Raw genomic sequence first — 17454 nt, 5'->3', positions numbered from 1 at the left:
CCTTTCCGGACACATCAGCCGAACGAAAACGGCGTGACACGCAGGAAGTTGCCTGCGGGATCGAACAGGAGAGTTCCGCTTTCCTGGTCGGTGTTGTCGGCGGAGACGGAAATTTGCGGACCGTTGTCGCTGCCGTGGAAGCTCACGGTGTAGCTGTCGATGCGACTCATGTTCAAGCTCTCGCGGGCACCGGCGATGATCCCCGCTGCCTTCGTCAGATCGACCGTCGCCAGGTCGATCTGAGGTTCGTCGAAGTCGCGGGTGCTCGAGAAATTGTCGTCGTAGTCGCCGATCACGCCGTTGCGATAGGTGTAGCTGACCTGTTTCTGTGGCACGCCGGGTGCGGGTGCCGAAATGACGGCGTAGTCGTCGTACAAACCGAGTCTGTCGACCACCGACGTGCCGATCTTCTGTTGCAGTGCATCGACGATGTCCACGACGACTGCAGGATTCTTGTACCCGGCCGACCCGAGACCCGATTCGGGGTCATCGGTGTTCGAGCACGCGCGAATGCCGAATGTGAGCGCCACGAGTGCGGCAACGGCAGGGACCGCGACGGCCATGAAGCCCAGGCGTGAGCCCTTTGCCGTCGTGATCGGATGCGCGAACTCGATCGGGTCGGCCATCGGCGGCAGATCGGTGTCGTTCTGAAGGTCCTCGATGAGGGCGTGCAGATCGGCGATCGTGTCGGCTTCCTTCGCCAGATCGATCCTTGCGGCGTGCTCGAAATCGGACAGCTGGCCATCGGCGAGTGCTTCGTCCAACGTGGCGCAAGTATCGGTGCGATCCACATCACGCGCTCGCGTACTGGGTGACAGTCGCGTCGGCACAGGTGGAGCATAGTTTCTCGGCCCAGGAATGGGGGTCGATCGTCGTCCAGGCGGGGATCGCAGGTCTCCATCGACACTGCCGCACGTACTCTGGTTCTCGTGCGACTTCAGCGACAGGTGGTGGACTACGCCCTTCAGCGTCGGTCGCTGCTGGCCGAGGTCTACTCCGGTAGGACGGGCGTGGCAGCGGTCTGCGATGCAGATCCCTATCTTCTACGTGCCGCCAAGTTCCACGGCCGCGGCAGCGACGTAGTGTGCCCGATCTGCCGGAAGGAGCAGCTCACGCTGGTGTCGTGGGTGTTCGGCGAGAAGCTCGGACCCCTGTCCGGCTCCGCGAGAACGGCCGACGAACTCGGTCGGCTGGCTGCCACCCAAGAGGAATTTTCGGTCCATGTGGTCGAGGTCTGCCGCTCGTGCAGCTGGAATCACCTCGTCCAGTCCTACGTCCTCGGGGCCGTGCCCGCACCCAAGCAACCCCGTCGCCCACGATCGGGATCCCGTCAACCGAACCGTCGAACTGCGAGTGAATGACACAATCGCTTCGCTGAACCCAGCCACCGAGAATTCGACGCGGCCGCCGAGATTACTGGAGATTCGTACGTGAGTTCCCCCTACGACAACAACCCGGGTAACAACGAACCTGGCCGTAGCGACTCCGGACGGCGCCCCGACGTGCCCGGACCACCGCGCGGCAGCCGCCATTCCGATCCGCCCGGACGTCGTCCGGTACCCCCACCGGGCCAACGTCCGGTGCCTCCTCCGGGCCAACGTCCGCTACCGCCTCCGGGTCAGCGCCCCGGACCGCCTCCCGGGCAGCGTCCGATGCCACCGCAGGGTCGACCGCCGATGCCACCTCCGGGTCAGCGTCCGGTACCGCCTCCGGGTCAGCGCCCCGGGCCCCCTCCTGGGCAGCGTCCGATGCCACCGCAGGGTCGACCGCCGATGCCTCCCGCCGGCCAACGCCCGGGTCCGCCTCCGGGCCAGCGTCCGATGCCACCGCAGGGTCGCCCGTCCGGTGACGGTCGCTACGCCGCGGCAGGTGTCACCCGATCGGGATCCGTCCCGCCGCCACACGAACCGAACGATCCATCAGCTAGCTCCTCGGGCAACGAACCGCCCGAGCCCCCCGAAAGAGGTTCCGCCGCGAAAACGAAGAAGAAGTCCAAGTGGCGGGTTGTTCGACGCACCATTTACGCGTTGATCGCCTTGGGCCTGATAGTGCCGATTCTGCTGTTCATGGTGGCGTACACGCTGGTGGACGTCCCGCGGCCCGGTGACCTCAGGACCAATCAGGTTGCGACGATCTTCGCCTCCGACGGGTCGAGCGTGCTCGGCAAGGTGGTGCCACCCGAGGGCAACCGAACCGATGTCACGATCGACCAGATTCCGGAGCACGTGCGTAACGCCGTGCTCTCGGCGGAGGATCGCGACTTCTATTCCAATCCCGGGTTCTCGGTGACCGGCTTCGGCCGTGCCCTGCGCGACAACGTTCTCGGACGTGACAGCGCGGGCGGTGGTTCCACGATCACCCAGCAGTACGTCAAGAATGCGGTGGTCGGCTCCGAGCGGACGTTGACGCGCAAGATGCGGGAGCTGGTCATCTCGTCGAAGATGGCTCGCCAATGGTCCAAGGACGACATTCTCGCGGCGTATCTGAACACCATCTATTTCGGTCGTGGCGCTTATGGCATCGCTGCCGCGTCGACGGCGTACTTCGGCAAATCCGTGGATCAGCTCTCGGTCGAGGAAGGCGCAGTACTGGCTGCGACCATCCAGCAGCCGTCCGGACTCGATCCGGAAGTCAACCCCACCGGTGCTCAGTCGCGGTGGAACTACGTGCTCGACGGCATGGTCTCGCAGGGCCAGCTCGATGCGACTCAGCGTGCGGCGATGCAGTATCCGCAGTGGGTCCCCATTTCTCAGGTCGATTCGGGTGATGCCGCCGACGCAGGTCCCAACGGTCTGATCAAGGCGCAGGTACTGCGTGAGTTGTCGGCTGTCGGGGTCAGTGATCAGGATCTGAACACCGAGGGTCTGCAGATCACGACGACGATCGATCCGAGGGCGCAGGCCGCCGCGGTCGAGGCCGTGGACAACAACCTGCAGGGTGAGCCGTCGGAGCTGCGCACGGCGTCGGTGTCGATCGATCCGCGCAGTGGCGCGGTCCGCTCGTACTACGGCGGCGCGGACGGGCGCGGTTTCGACTTCGCGCAGTCCGGGTTGCAGACCGGATCGTCGTTCAAGGTGTTCGGCCTCGCCGCTGCCTTGGACCAAGGCATTCCGCTGTCGAAGATGTACGACAGTTCCTCGCTCGACGTCAACGGCATCCAGATCAGCAACGTCGAGGGCGAATCCTGTGGCACGTGCACCATCGCCGAAGCCCTCAAGCGGTCGCTGAACACGAGCTTCTACCGCATGATGCTGGGCATGGACAACGGCCCGCAGGCGATCGCGGACATGGCACACAAGCTCGGTATCCCGCAGGAGATCGAGGGCGTAGGCCCCACGCTGACCGAGCCCGACAACGCGGGCCCGAACTACGGAATCGTGCTCGGCCAGTACCAGTCGCGGGTGATCGATATGGCCTCGGCCTACGCCACACTGGCAGCCTCCGGCGTCTACCACACCCCGCACTTCGTGCAGAAGGTCGTCACGGCCGACGGCACGGTGTTGCTCGATCGTGCACCCGAGGCCGGTCAGCAGGTCGTCTCGGCGGCGGTGGCCGACAACGTGACGTCGGCGATGCGTCCGATCGCCGGGTACTCCAACGGTCACAACCTCGCGGGTGGTCGTCAATCGGCGGCGAAGACCGGTACCGCGCAGCTCGGTGATACCGGGCAGAACAAGGACGCCTGGATGGTCGGGTACACCCCGTCACTGTCGACGGCGGTGTGGGTCGGTACCGAGCAGGGCTTGCCGCTCGAGAACAGTTACGGCGGTCCGATCTACGGATCGGGCATACCGTCGGACATCTGGAAGGCGACGATGGACGGCACGCTCGAGGGCACCTCGAACGAGACGTTCCCGACGCCCGAGGCCATCGCCGGTCAGGCAGGTGTCCCGCAGTACTCGGCACCGGCCGCCCCGGTCACGACGGTGGCTCCGTCCGCGCCGCCGCCCGTGACTCTGCCGATCCCGACGGAGATCTCGCCGCCGGTGGTCATCACGCCGCGTCAGGTCGAGATTCTGCCGGGCGTCACCATTCCGCTGCCGGGTCTGGCCCCGGCTCAGCCCGCACAGCCACCGGCAGCACCCGAGCCGGCAGCCCCCGAACCGGCGACTCCCGGCCAGTAGCACCGAACGGTGACGACCGAACCCGAGCGCAAGGGCAGAACCCTTGCCAGTCCTGGTCGCCTGGACACGGCGAGTGCAACGGACCGTGACGCACCCAGCCGTACCGATCCGATGACCGAGGAACTGTCCTCGGTCATCGGCGGGCCGGTGGGCGCGCACGCTCTGGTCGGTCGGCAACGGTGGTTCACTGCGCTGCGGGTCATCCTGTTGCTCGCGGTGGTCTTTCTCTGCTTCGGTTGGTTCGCCAAGGCGGCGTGCATTCAACAGGCACCGGTGGGTCCGAACGGTGAACTCGGTCTCGACTGGAGCGGCAGTCGCCAGTACGTGGCGATGTGCTACTCGGACACCGTGCCGCTCTACGGTGCCGAGCGGCTCGACCAAGGTGCGTTTCCGTACAAGAAGTCCTGGGAAGAAACCAAGGCCGACGGGTCGAGTCAGATCCGGTACATGGAGTACCCGGTCATTGCCGGCCTGTACCAGTACGGCTCGATGGTCGTCGGAAAGGCATGGAACTCACTGAGTTTCCTGCCGCAAGCCCTGCCTGTGGTCGTCTACTTCAACGTCGTTGCTCTGGGATTGGCCGTCGCGTGGCTGGTCACCGTGTGGGCGACGGCGATCTCGGCGGGGCGACGCATCTGGGACGCTGCCCTGGTGGCTGCCTCACCGCTGGTGATCGTGCATGGATTCACCAACTTCGACGCTCTCGCAACGGCATTCGCGCTCACCGGTCTGCTGGCCTGGGCCAAGAAGCGGCCCGTACTGGCCGGTGTACTACTCGGCCTCGGCGGCGCCACCAAGCTCTACCCGTTGCTGTTCCTCGGACCGCTGCTGGTGTTGTGCTGGCGGGCGGGCCGCATGCGCGAGTGGGGGCTGACCGCAGCGGCTGCCCTCGGGGCCTGGCTTGCGGTCAATCTTCCACTGGCTCTGCTGTATCCGACGGGGTGGTACGAGTTCTTCCGGCTCAACTCCGAGCGCGGAGCCGACCCCGATTCGCTGTACAACGTCGTCACTTCCTTCACCGGATGGACGGGCTTCGACGGCCCCCTCTATCCGGGGGACAAGCCGATGGTTCTCAACGCAGTCACGCTGCTGCTCTTCGCCGTCGTGTGTGCGCTGATCGCCTACATCGGTACGACGGCTCCGACCCGGCCGAGGCTGGCCCAGTTGGTGTTTCTGGTGGTGGCCGGGTTCCTGCTGACCAACAAGGTGTGGAGTCCCCAGTACTCGTTGTGGCTGGTCCCTCTCGCGGTGCTGGCTCTACCGCATCGTCGAACCCTGTTGGCGTGGATGGCAATCGACGCGTTCGTCTGGTTCCCCCGGATGTACTACTACCTGGGCGTGGACAACAAGGGTCTGCCCGAACAGTGGTTCACCGCCACCGTGGTCGTGCGCGATATCGCAGTGATCGGCCTGTGCGCGTTGATCGTTCGGCAGATCTACCGGCCGTCGGAGGATCTCATTCGAAACGGCAGCGCCGTCGACCCGCTCGGTGGCGTGCTCGACGGCGCTGCAGATCGAACCGGTCGGCGTGCGGTCACATATAGCGGCCGAGCTGCTTGACGGCTTCACCGGCGTGCTTGGCCTGGATGCCGTCGCCGATGGCCTGTAGCTTCCATTCACTGCCCTGGCGGTAGACCTTTGCCATCACCAATCCCGTGAACGGCATGCCGCCCTGCAGGGTGAAGCGGGCGAGTTCGGTGTTGGTGGTGTTGTCGACCAGCCGGCAGAACGCATTGGCGACCTGCTCGAACGTCTGGCCGCGGTACGAGGTGACCGTGAAGACGATGCCGGTGACGTGCTGGGGTACTCGCGTCAGATCGACGACGATGACCTCGTCGTCGCCCTCGCCCTCACCGGTCAGGTTGTCTCCCTTATGGGTGATCGACCCGTCCTTGGCGTTGAGCTGGCCGTAGTACACCACATCGTTGACGTTGCGATCTGCCAGCATGATTGCCGACGCGTCCAGGTCGATGTTCGCCGCACGGCCTCCGCCGCCGAACAGTCCACCCTTCTTCGGGGTCGTCACCGGGTCCCAGCCGAGGCCCATGCGAATCACCGTCAGGGCCACGCCGCCGTCCTTGCGGAGAGTGACCTTCTGGCCCTTGGACAGACTGACGGGCTTGGACTTGGTGAGGCTGACTTCCGGAGCCTCGGAGCGAACCGGGGCGGGAGGGGCTGCGGGAGGCGCGGCCGGGGCGGCCGGGGCGGGTGGCGTCGGCGGTGCAGGGGGCGGGGTGGGAGCCGGCGCGTCGTCCACGGAGACACCGTGATCGGTCACCAACGCAGCGAAACCACCCGCGTAGCCCTGCCCCACGGCGCGCACTTTCCAGCTCCCCTGGCGGCGGTAGATCTCCAGCGCAATGACGATGGATTCGGAGCTCAAGCCGTCGATCGTGTACTCGTACAACACATTTCCCGCTGTGTCGCTGACTCGCGCGACCGGGGGTGCAGATCGGCCGAAGTTGCTCGACGCGTCGTCGAGGGTGATGACCGCACGGATCTGCTCGATGTCGGACGGAACGGCGCCGAGCGAGACGGCGAGCCGAGCCGGCCCGCCCTGCCCGGGTTCGAGGCGGACGCCGGGGCCGGTCGGCTGATTGAAGAACACGAAATCGGCGTCCGTGCGCACCTTTCCGGCGTCGGTGACCAGAAGTGCAGACAGGTCGGCCGGCACCGCCAGGGCGATGGACACGACGACGTCGCCGACGGTGAGGGGGCCGTTCTGACCCTTGGACAACGGTTGACCGGCCGGAGCAGACAATGTGGTGGACTCTCTCTCGAAGTGCTGGTTACCGTCATCCAATGTACTTGGTCGATTTGTCCGACTGATGTGACCGCGAAGGCCTGTCGGTCAGATCTGGCGGAGGGTGAACAGGTCGCCAGGGGTGCAGCCGAGCACCCGGCATACGGCGGTCAAGGTGGAGAATCGGATGGCCTTGGCGCGGTCGTTCTTGAGTACCGACAGATTCACGACGCTGACCCCCGCCAGACGCGACAGTTCGGCGAGCGTCATGCCGCGGGCTTCGAGGATCTCGCCGAGATGACACACGACGAGATGGTCGACCAACTCCTCGGCCATCAGACCAGACCATCGGCATCACGAGCGAGCTTGGAGCCCTGGGCGATGGTGGCGTAGACGAATTGCAGGAACGTGGACACGAAGATTGCGATCCAGAGACCGGTGGCCGGTCGAGCGGTGTCCACGGTCCCGCTCAGCTCGAGCGCACCGACGACGCTGTTGGTGCCCAGCATGTTCATGAACCCAGTGATGATGGGGTAGGCGAGAATGCACGCGCCGATCACTACGACGTCGGTGCGTGCGGCGTTGGTGAAGGGATTCCCGGCGATGACGCGATCGCAGAAGCGGTAGAAGAACAGCAGGCCCACCAGGATGATCACCAGTCCGACGGCGAGGGATCCGTAGCGCATCACGTCGATGAAGCCCAGCAGTCGTACGATTTCGGCTTTCGGGACGCTCAGCTCGACCGAGTTCCCCGGTTGCAACTGGCCTCCGAACAACTCCACCGGCGGGGTGTTCCACTCGGGTTCGACCGTGGCAAGGACGTAGTCCGAGGAGTGGTATTTCCACATCTTCCAGCCGGTCCAGCCCACGGCCAGTGCTCCGTAGAACACCATCGCCCACTTGTTGGTCCTCATGGAACCCAGTCCGTATGCCATCCCGCCGCCTCCATATCGATAGTCGATAACAACGAATATCGATAACCTATCGAAAATCGATACGGTGTCAAGGGGTGGGCTGTGTCATCGGCGTAAGGCCGACTCCAACTGTCGCCCGATTTCGGCGACGAATCGGGTGGAATCGGCGGGCACGACGTCGATCGACGCGTGGGACCGAACGAGGTAGCGGCCGTCCCCGTCGAAGTCCATCCAGAAGAACGAGACGGCATCGGTATCGCGGCGGTGGTCGTAGGTGGCGCCGCGCGCGACGATCACCTCGCCGACTGCCGATCGCGGTCGGGCGAAGAACGCCTCGAATTTCTCGTCCGCAGTCGCGTTTCGAGTGGCCGTGGACAGGATTGCTCCGCTCGATGTGGTTGCAGTGCAGGGATGTTCGAGGGTGGCGGCCGCACGGCGTCCGGCCTGCACGGTCGGCACGGACTCGGCGATCCGTACGGGGGCAGATGCCGGGGTCACCGTGTCGATCGTGACCGAACAGTCCGGCCCGGGGCGTTGGGTGAGGACAACCGCGAAATCATGGGTCACCGCTGCATGAACGCGCACCGGGCTCTGCCCGAGATCGTGGGTGTCGCTTCGGCATTCGATGCGCACAGCGGGGTCGACCACCACTCCGATGGCTGCCTCGAGCCGCTCGTCCACCAGCGCGTCGATCCTCGCCGACGCTTCGCGCCGCAGCTGTCGGAGCTGACCCTCGGTATCGACGTCGACGGTGACGGCCAGAGGGTAGGGCAGCCGATCCCGTCCGAAACGACTGCAGAGCATCGCGAAATCCATGCCCCGCACGGTCCACTGCGTCACCGTCAGCCGCCGAGCACAGGGGGTGCGACGAGTGGCAGGTCGCCGATCAGTTCGCTGCCGTTGCCGACGTCGATCAAATAGCCGGGGGTGGTGTGTTCTCCGTCGTTGTCGCCGGTGCCACGACCTCCCGCCGCGCCCATACCGCCCACTCCGGGCATACCGTGAGCCCCTGCTCGACCGGCCGCCGCCGCACTCGCGCCGCCCGGGCCGCCGCTGGAACCGCCGGAACCGATCGGAGACCCGAGAACAGAGCCGCCGAAACCTGCACCGGAACCCACACCGCCACCGGATCCGTTGTAGCCCGAGCCGCCGTAGTTGGAGCCGTTGTAGCCCGAGCCGCCGTAGCCGGCACCCGGGGAGCCTGTCCCCGAGGAACCGCCGCCTCCCACGTTGCTTCCGAGTCCCCCGGGAGCATTTCCGGGGCCACCGGCTGCGGCGGCCCGGGTTTCCCCGGATCGATCTGCAGGCGGCAGCGGTCCGGATGGACTCGAACCCGGTTGCCCGGTGTCCGATTGCCCAGGCGTCGCGGTGCCGGCATCGGTCTGCTGCGTAGCCGACTGCGCTGCGGGATCGACGGTTCCTGCCGAGCCTGCGCCCCCACCGGACGTCGCACCGCCGCTCCCACTGGCGGCCGGGAAACTGCCTGCCGGGAAACCGCCTGCCCAGCCGCCGGTGGAACCACCGCCTCCGCCGTCGACGGGATTGTGCGCCGTCGGCAGCACCGGAACGTTGGTGTCCGACAGCACCACGCCCGGTACGTACACCGATCGCATGATCCGACGCGCTTCGTTCTGCTGTTCCTCCTGCACTGCCGTCGCCGTTTTCGTGGCGAAGGGAACGGGGAGCAGGGAACCGATCAGGGTGCTGGCCTCGGACGCGACCACCGGCGGCATTCTCGACTTGGTCTGCTCGAATCCTGCGTGCGCTTCGAGCAGCTTGTTCCCGATCAGACTCATCGACGTGGCCAGCGCGGACGCGGACGAGACGTAATCGCCCACGCCGCCGCGCACGGCGTCGGACATCGGCCCGGACCAGCCCGACGCCATGGCCGCCTCGATTCCCGTTCGGAAGCCGTCGGATCCGGAGCCGGCGGCGGCCGAGAGGTCGTTCCAGTTCTTCGACGAAGTCGCAATGGGACCGATGGCCAACGACCCGACCATGCCCGCGATGTCCTCGTGTGACATCACCTCGAACGGTTCGGTGATCGTCACTTCGTTGGGTTCGTAGTCACCGCGGTAGTCGAATGCCCCGTTCGCTTTCTCGAACGCCTCCCCGAGCATGGTGCCGACGAGCTCGGGCCCCACCGGGGTCACGAATATGTTGGTGACTATCCCGTCGATCGTCGCTTCGAGTTCCTCGTACGGATTCGCCATGCCCACCCCTTGCCACGCGCCTGTCCCCCCGACGAAGTGTTAGACGCGGTGCGCGGTGGTTCGGTTCCGCAGCCACTCGAGAATTTCCTCGCTGGCCCGCACGCCGGAGAAATCGGTGACGGTCAACCCGGGCCGGGTGAACCCCAGCAATTCGAGCTCGCCGTGCCGCGGTCGAACGGCCTCGTCGGCGGCCATGAGCATCTCGGCGTCGAGTGCGCCGTCACCGGCAGCGAACACGCCGGCCTCGGCATCCAGGGAACCGTCCTGAACCAGCCTGGCACGGACCTCGGCCACGGCGGAGCTCTTGCACACCGCGTTGGGCATCGTGTAGATTTTGCGACCCTGCTGGGAGACGTTCCAGTCGCGTGCCGCGCACCACTGCGACCAGTCCGAGACGAAGTCCGGCGGGACGGCGGTGACGTCGACGACGAGGTAGCAGAACAGGCCGTCGGCCTCCCGGTACTTGAGCACCCAGTCCTCGGAGACCCTCGATCTCAACTCTGCGCCGACGCCGGCCAGGTCCAGATCGAAGCCCTTGCGCCAGGCCGTATCCGGCTCACCGTCGACGAGAATGTTGCCACCGTTGCTGGTGATGGCGTACCGCCACGGGGCACCCGGCAGGTCGATACGCCGGAACTGTTCGATGGTTCGCGTCGTCGTCGGAACCACGGTGACGCTCTCGCTCAACCCGCGGAGCAGCGACATCGACCGAATGCTCATGTACGACAACGGTTTACCCTCGTACATCTCCACGCACTCGAACGTCTCGTCCAGGGGCACACCGAGCGCGCCTTCGGAGAAGATCATCGTGCGATCGAGGTCGACGGCGACGAGGGCGCTCACGAGGCATCCTCGGTCGAGACGTTCTTGATCAGACCCATGCACGAGTAGGCGAGGTCGGGTACCACGTCGACCGGTACTCCCCTGGCTTCGGCGAGCATCCGAATATGTTGGTGCTCCGGAGCATTCGCGTCGCGCACCAACACGCGCCACGGTACTCGGCGTAGCAGCACCCGCGTGGTCTCGCCGACACCGGGCTTGACGAAGTTGACGTGCGAGATGCCGTACTCCTGGCGGACCTTCTCCACCGATGCCCATCCCGACCAGGTGGGAGTTCTGTCGGACGCGAGCACCGACGACACCGTCTCCGCGACCTCGTCACGCACGTCGTCGAATCGAGCTGCCACCGCGTCGAGTAGATGCCGTGAGACATCGTCGGGGGCGAGGTCCGAGTAGTACTTCGCGCCGTGGAAGTCACCCGGCCGGATGAGACTGTCGTTGAGGACTGTTCGCGAAACGAGTCCCGAGACGGTCGAATTCAGGCAGGCCGACGCAATGAGAAAGTCGTCTCGGGTGCCGTAGGTGCGAGCGCAGTGTCCGGGATCGGCGAGCACGGCCAGATCGTCGTCGAAGTCCGCCCCAGGGAAGTCGCGTAGTGCCGCTGTGAGTTCGCGTGCGATGGCACCTTTGCCGGTCCAGCCGTCCACGAACACCACCGAGCGTGAATCGTGGTGCTCGGCGAGGTAGCGCAGAGCGACGCTGTCGATACCCCGATCACGCACGATCGAGACGGCGTAGTGCGGTATCTCGATGCCGTGGGCGGCGAAAGCCCAGCGCCGCATCAGAATTCCCACCGGAGTACCGGCCCGCGCCAGTGATGCGAGCACGATGTCGTGTCCGCGCTCGGCGAGCACCACCTCGGTGACGGTTCCAACGGCGACCGCGAGCCGCGCCGCACTGTCGTGCAGTACCTTCTCGAACAGTTCGCGATACGCAAGATCGGGTTGGTATTCGACCGGCAGCGATTCGGCATAGTGCGCCGTGCCGGCCTGAATCGCCCTCTCGCGCTCCGCCGTTGCTGCTTCCAGCGAGACGTCCGACAGGTCTTTCAGTAGCCAGGTCACCTCGTCCGGCGCGTACGAGCCGAACTCGGGCCCACGCAGCGGACGGGCGCGCCTGGCGATCTCGAGCGCCTGCGGATCGGCACCGGTCACGACCACGACCAGCACGTCGGTGCCCGCCGCCGCGAGTGTCTCCGCCGCGGCGGTGAGTGCGTCGGTATCCGCGGGGGCATCGGCGACGAACACCAGGGTCGAGTCGGCCGGCGCGTCGGCGTTGTAGAGGTAGCGCACAGAGGATTCGTCCTCGGGCGCTGCGAATTCGAAGCCCCGGCGCAGTGGGTAGCCCGCCACGTCGAGTACGTAGGCGGGCGAGCGGGTGGTCGTCTGGAACAGTGCGCTGTGTCCGCGTCGTTGCAGCGCTGCCGCCAGGCGTAACGGCAGGTACATCAGCTCCTCGTGCCCGACGACCACGACGGCACCCGAGTCGGGGAGCGACGCGTCGACGGTGGCCGCGACTGCTTCGATCGCGTCGGCGAACCCGGCCGCATCGGACCTGAGGAAGCCGTGGCGGCCGCCCTCGGGTAGAGCTGCGGGCCAGGGCGCGTCGATGCGGCGTACCGAACCGGGTTGTGTAGCAACCGGATTGAACGTCGGATCGGGGAGGCTCAGAACCGTCTCCACGAGCCCGGGTTCCAGCTCGACCGATCCCTGAGCGAGGCTGACGTTGTCGATCACGACGCCCAGTTCGGCGGCCGTTGCTGCGGTCGCGTCGAGATGCTCGGCGGTACGCATGTCCACCAGGGATGCGATGACGTAGTGGGAACGCGCAGCCGTGGAATGGATCTGGCGGAGCGCATCGAGCGCGGTGGCTCCGGTCGAGATCTCGTCGTCGACGAGAACGAGGGGTAGTTCGCCGCCGAGCAGGTCCGCCGAGGTCGGCATCAGCAGATGGTCGGTGGCGTGCGAGTGCCCTTCCTCGAACTCACCGTGCACCGTCATGCCCGGTACCGTGCGGCGGGTCGAGTGCACATAGCAGCGCGCATCGAGGGCGGTTGCCACCGTGTGACCCAATCCCGTTGCCGTCTCCGCGAATCCGAGAACATCGACGTCGGAGCCGCCGACCGCCGCAGCGACCAGGCTGGCCAATTCATCGCCGGCACCGATGACGACGTCCGGATCCACGGGTATGTGTTTGCCGAGCACAGTGGACACCAACAGGTGTGCCCGTCGGGGATTGCGACGTAGGCCGGGACGCACCAGTTGTCGTGCCGTCCACGACGACGAGGAGCCGGTGTCGGTCAGGACGATGCCGTCGGCCGGGTTGTCGGTCATCGCTGAGCCAGCGCCGTCAGGAGGTCCACGAACGTGATCCCTTCGTTGGTGACCCCGAATGCCCGGGCGCGAACCATCGTCTGTTTCGCCCAATTGCGATGTGGTCCCAGCTCGTTCATCTTGTTCCGGTATCCGGAGGCCTGCGCGCCGCCCTGGTCGGAGGCCAGAATGTCGAGGGCGTCGTGGTATTCCTCGTGCGTCACTGCGGACAATGCGTGCACGGCAGGAACGTGGGATGGATGGATGACCGTCTTGCCCTGGATACCGTTGGCGCGGTCGAGGGCGACCTCGCGCAGCAGTGCGTCCAAGTCGCTGCTGACCAGTTGCTGCCGGAAGCGCACGGCCTCCTGGTCGACGAACGGCGTCTGGCGCAGCAATGGCCGGAACATGCGTTCGTGGTCTGCGAAGTACTCCCACACCGGCCCGGTGATGACGAATCCCGATCCGTCGTTGCGGCCCAGATGATTGACGATCGCGCTGATCACGTCGGCTACGACGCGGACGTCGTAGATCGTCAGGTCACGGTCGCGGCGAATGCCGAAGGTGCCGCACATGTCGGTGGCTCCGATGCGGACTGCCAGCACGATGTCTCGGTATTTTCCCAGTAGTTCTCGGATGGCAACGAGTTCGGTGTCGCGTGTTTCGCGGTGGACCACCTCGGCCGACTCGAGAACCGGCATCGCCAACAAGCGGGTGTCGTGCGCGGTGGACGCGGCGAGAATCTCGTCGAGGTACTCGGCTCCGGTTGCCGAGGTGAACTTCGGTACGACGAATCCGGCAAGTCCAGCGGCCCCAGGAGTCAGACCGGCGCAGACCGTCCGAATCTGTTGGGCCGTGCGGGCTCGGACGAACACCAGTGCATTCGAACCCGAGAGTTCGTTCAGAGTTCGGATGGTGTTCTCCACCGCGTACTGCAGATCATGATCTGCGACTGCATCTTCGAGATCGATCACGATCGATCGAACGCCCTCGTCGGTGCGCTTGTGCACCGTCGCGGTCAGGTCCGCACGGGTCGCGGGAATGTACAGCGTCGCACCGAGTGCTGTTGCTACGACGTTGTTTCCGTCACTGACCGCGATGTCCTCCGGTTGCAGGAAGAACATGCGTTCGCGGGTGTCGGCGTCGAGATGGCGAAAGTGTTGCACCATGATCCTTCGTGTGAATGCGGTCGGTGCTAGCTGCGCATGCGTTCGATCACGCCTGCGATGAAGTCCGAAATGGTAGCCAGATCCTGCAGATATGACCAGTAGTCGGGATGGGTACCCGTCAGTGCGTTGCTCGCCCTGTCGATCCGGGCGAGCTGAGCATCCAGCACCGAGCCCCATTCGGCAACCAGACCACGATTGATCGCGAGTTGTTGAGCGTCACGAAGTTTGAACCGGACCTTGTTCTCGGTCTCGCTCGGATCGGCTTTGACTGCGCGCAGCAGGCGAACACGATCGGTGACGGCATCGACCAGGTGCTCGGCATCGGTCAGGTGCGACCGGGCCTGGGCGACGAGATCCAAGGCCTGCTCGGGGTTGCCCGTGTCGAGCGCCGAACGGGCCGCTCGCAGATCCTCGTCGGCCTGTTCGATGTGGCGTGTGCTCGATCGTTCGTTGTGCGATAGATCTGCCGAGCTCTTGGCATTGAATTCGCGAAGCAAACTCGAGAAGGCCGGCGCGATCCCCTCGGATCTCGTTCGTACGGCTTCGATTCGGGTCCGCACCGAGACCAGTGCGGTCCGGGCCTCCTGCTGGCGTCCGGGAGCCGAGCGAACCGCTTCGCGCAACGCAGTGGACCTGTCCCGGACGACGGCGGCCTGCTCTCGCGCACGCAGCGGATCCCGTCGAACATCGTTCAATTGTGTTGTGGCGGAGTCCAGTTCGTTCCAGGCCTGCCGCAATGATGGATAGGTGGCGTACTGCTCGTCGACGGTGGACCGCGCAGCGTCCGCCTCGGCCAGTGCGTCCTGCACCAGGCGCGGGGTGGCCGCGAACTGTGCCGAGGCGTGCTCGAGAGTGCTGCGATTAGCCTCGTAGAAACGGTCGACGGCGACACTGGCGTCGTGGAGCAGTCGCGTCGCGTTGTCGAATGCCGACCTGGCGGCGGCAGTGGTGATTCCGTCGAACTGTTCGACGGCAGCGAGATACGCCGCTCCCGCGTCGAAACACAGCTTCTCGGTATCGAACCATCGGCGGGCGAGTCCGTCCTCCGGACGCAGCGCGGTGGATGCCTCGACGCCGGCGGATGCGATGGACTGTCGCTTGTCCATGTCGAGAAAGGCGGCGACAGCGGCGTCCTGGGAACGACGCGCGGCGGCGTCCGATTCGGAACCTCGGCGAAACACCCCAGGCCAGCGACTTGTCACCTGTTCGATACTACCGACGGGAACCTCCGCATCACCGCGCTCGTTGGTCGAGTACGTCCAGAAACCGGACATTCCCACTACGGTTGTACCCGTAACGGGAAACCAATTGCGAAAGGACCTCTCAATGGGCGTCAGCCTCAGCAAGGGTGGCAATGTCTCGCTCACCAAGGCAGCACCGAACCTGACCGCGGTCGTGGTCGGCCTCGGTTGGGACATCCGCACGACGACGGGCACCGACTTCGACCTCGATGCCAGCGCCATCGCATTGAACTCGACGAAGAAGGCCCTGAGCGACGGGCACTTCGTGTTCTTCAACAACTTGAAGTCTCCCGACGGCTCCATCGAGCACACCGGGGACAACACGACCGGTGAAGGCGACGGAGACGACGAGCAGATCAAGGTCGATCTCGCCGCTGTGCCGCCGGAGATCGAGACCATCACGTTCCCCGTGTCGATCTACGATGCGGACGCTCGCTCGCAGTCGTTCGGTCAGGTGCGCAACGCGTTCATTCGCGTCATCAACCAGGCCGACAACTCCGAGCTTGCTCGCTACGACCTCAGCGAGGATGCCTCGACCGAGACCGCGATGGTCTTCGGCGAGTTGTACCGCAACGGCGCGGAGTGGAAGTTCCGCGCAGTCGGCCAGGGCTACGCGTCCGGACTCGCAGGTATCGCCCGGGACTTCGGAGTAAACGTCTAGTAAAGGCACTCCCAAGATTGGGGATACCCCCGCCTCGTCATTCATGATGGGCGGGGGTTTTTCCGTTTCGTCCCCCAACATGGTCGCGCCTGCGGGCTCTGCTCCTAGCCAGAAAGGCCACTGACGTGGTTATGAGAATCTTCGGCTGGTCGATTGCGGTCACCATCGTGTCCGTCATCGTGGCCTTCTTGTACGGCGGACTCGAGGCGATGATTCTCGTCCTCATCCTCGGTGTGCTCGAAGTGTCCCTGTCCTTCGACAACGCCGTCATCAACGCCACCGTGTTGCGACGGATGAGTGAGTTCTGGCAGAAGATCTTCCTCACCATCGGCATCGTCATCGCCGTGTTCGGCATGCGGTTGCTGTTCCCGCTGGTCATCGTCTGGGCTGCGTCGGGCCTCGGTCCGGTCGCCGCCATCGACCTAGCGCTCAACCCGCCCGCCGACGGTGCCGCGACCTTCCCGGACGGTTCGCCGAGCTACGAAACGCTCCTCACCGACGCACATCCGCAGATCGCAGCCTTCGGCGGCATGTTCCTGCTGATGCTCTTCCTCGGCTTCATCTTCGAGGATCGCGAGATCACCTGGCTGAGCTGGCTGGAGAAGCCTCTCGCCCGGATCGGTCGCCTCGATCAGCTGTCCGTTGTCGTCGCGGGCCTGCTGCTCGTGCTCAGCGCCGAATTCCTCGCTGACGACGACAAGATTTCCACCGTCATGGTCTCCGGCGTGCTCGGCATGATCACCTACATTGCCGTCAACGGTCTCGGCGAACTGTTCCACATCGAGGAAGAGGGCGAAGAGTCCTCCGGCGGCCCGAGCGAACTGGCGAAGGCGACCGGCAAGGCCGGTTTCTTCCTGTTCCTCTACCTCGAGGTCCTCGACGCGTCGTTCTCGTTCGACGGTGTCATCGGAGCCTTCGCCATCACCGCGGACCCGATCATCATCGCGCTCGGCCTCGGCTTCATCGGTGCCATGTTCGTTCGCTCGATCACGGTGTTCCTCGTTCGCAAGGGAACGTTGTCGGACTACGTGTACCTCGAGCACGGCGCGCACTGGGCAATCGGTGCCTTGGCCATCATCCTGCTCGTGTCGATCGGCGTTCACATCAACGAACTGATCACCGGCTTCGTCGGAATCCTCTTCATCGGTGCGGCACTGATCAGCAGCATCCGACGCAACAAGCGTCTCGAGAGCGAAGGCGTGGACACCGAAGTCCACGTCTGACCTTCGCTTCGAAC

At 65.2% G+C, this 17454-nt stretch carries 15 protein-coding genes; 5 read left to right on the top strand and 10 right to left on the bottom strand.

Features of this window, described 5'->3' with window-relative positions:
- Window positions 1-14 precede the first annotated feature (14 nt).
- The gene (locus tag J2X62_RS08540) at window positions 15-830 is read right to left on the bottom strand and encodes a DUF1707 domain-containing protein (RefSeq protein ID WP_310179703.1); all 816 of its coding nucleotides are present in this window, start codon (window positions 828-830) and stop codon (window positions 15-17) included.
- Between the two features lie 99 nt (window positions 831-929).
- On the opposite strand from J2X62_RS08540, the gene J2X62_RS08535 reads away from it, so the two are divergent.
- From J2X62_RS08535 to J2X62_RS08525, 3 genes are all read left to right on the top strand, one after another.
- Window positions 930-1361 (top strand): DUF5318 domain-containing protein, encoded by a 432-nt coding sequence (locus J2X62_RS08535; RefSeq protein ID WP_027495064.1) that lies wholly within the window; start codon window positions 930-932, stop codon window positions 1359-1361.
- Between the two features lie 411 nt (window positions 1362-1772).
- Complete coding sequence (locus J2X62_RS08530) at window positions 1773-4124, top strand: transglycosylase domain-containing protein (protein ID WP_230591041.1); 2352 nt, start codon at window positions 1773-1775, stop codon at window positions 4122-4124.
- A gap of 111 nt (window positions 4125-4235) precedes the next feature.
- Entirely contained in the window at window positions 4236-5684 is a 1449-nt protein-coding gene (locus J2X62_RS08525; RefSeq protein WP_310180369.1) for a glycosyltransferase 87 family protein, read from the top strand.
- On the opposite strand, the gene J2X62_RS08520 is transcribed toward J2X62_RS08525, so the two are convergent.
- From J2X62_RS08520 to J2X62_RS08480, 9 genes are all read right to left on the bottom strand, one after another.
- Window positions 5659-6885, bottom strand: a complete 1227-nt coding sequence (locus tag J2X62_RS08520; protein WP_310179699.1) for a TerD family protein — start codon at window positions 6883-6885, stop codon at window positions 5659-5661. The two genes, J2X62_RS08525 and J2X62_RS08520, sit on opposite strands and share 26 nt — an antisense overlap.
- A 90-nt stretch (window positions 6886-6975) precedes the next feature.
- Window positions 6976-7203, bottom strand: coding sequence for a helix-turn-helix transcriptional regulator (locus J2X62_RS08515; RefSeq protein ID WP_032367670.1), 228 nt, complete (start codon window positions 7201-7203; stop codon window positions 6976-6978).
- Window positions 7203-7781, bottom strand: coding sequence for a hypothetical protein (locus J2X62_RS08510; protein WP_230591619.1), 579 nt, complete (start codon window positions 7779-7781; stop codon window positions 7203-7205). The genes J2X62_RS08515 and J2X62_RS08510 overlap by 1 nt, the downstream gene beginning before the upstream one ends.
- Before the next feature lie 105 nt (window positions 7782-7886).
- Entirely contained in the window at window positions 7887-8597 is a 711-nt protein-coding gene (locus tag J2X62_RS08505; protein WP_310179698.1) for an ESX secretion-associated protein EspG, read from the bottom strand.
- Window positions 8598-8623: 26 nt separating this feature from the next.
- Entirely contained in the window at window positions 8624-9994 is a 1371-nt protein-coding gene (locus tag J2X62_RS08500; protein ID WP_310179696.1) for a PPE domain-containing protein, read from the bottom strand.
- A gap of 39 nt (window positions 9995-10033) precedes the next feature.
- The gene (locus J2X62_RS08495) at window positions 10034-10837 is read right to left on the bottom strand and encodes an HAD family hydrolase (protein ID WP_310179694.1); all 804 of its coding nucleotides are present in this window, start codon (window positions 10835-10837) and stop codon (window positions 10034-10036) included.
- Window positions 10834-13167 (bottom strand): phosphoribosyltransferase, encoded by a 2334-nt coding sequence (locus J2X62_RS08490; protein WP_310179692.1) that lies wholly within the window; start codon window positions 13165-13167, stop codon window positions 10834-10836. Before J2X62_RS08490 ends, J2X62_RS08495 begins: the two co-directional genes overlap by 4 nt.
- Window positions 13164-14312 (bottom strand): HpcH/HpaI aldolase/citrate lyase family protein, encoded by a 1149-nt coding sequence (locus tag J2X62_RS08485; protein ID WP_032382656.1) that lies wholly within the window; start codon window positions 14310-14312, stop codon window positions 13164-13166. The genes J2X62_RS08490 and J2X62_RS08485 overlap by 4 nt, the downstream gene beginning before the upstream one ends.
- A 29-nt stretch (window positions 14313-14341) precedes the next feature.
- Window positions 14342-15421, bottom strand: coding sequence for a hypothetical protein (locus J2X62_RS08480; protein WP_310180366.1), 1080 nt, complete (start codon window positions 15419-15421; stop codon window positions 14342-14344).
- A 220-nt stretch (window positions 15422-15641) separates the two neighbouring features.
- Here J2X62_RS08480 and J2X62_RS08475 point away from each other — a divergent pair, with 220 nt between their 5' ends.
- Window positions 15642-16217: a TerD family protein gene (locus tag J2X62_RS08475; RefSeq protein ID WP_027495074.1), complete on the top strand. Its 576-nt coding sequence runs from the start codon at window positions 15642-15644 to the stop codon at window positions 16215-16217.
- 125 nt (window positions 16218-16342) lie between these two features.
- Complete coding sequence (locus tag J2X62_RS08470; protein WP_027495075.1) at window positions 16343-17440, top strand: DUF475 domain-containing protein; 1098 nt, start codon at window positions 16343-16345, stop codon at window positions 17438-17440.
- The last annotated feature ends 14 nt before the right edge of the window (window positions 17441-17454 follow it).

The organism is Rhodococcus sp. 3258 (assembly GCF_031456475.1).
GTDB lineage: Bacteria > Actinomycetota > Actinomycetes > Mycobacteriales > Mycobacteriaceae > Rhodococcoides > Rhodococcoides fascians.
This window is presented reverse-complemented; position numbering and strand designations above follow the sequence as displayed.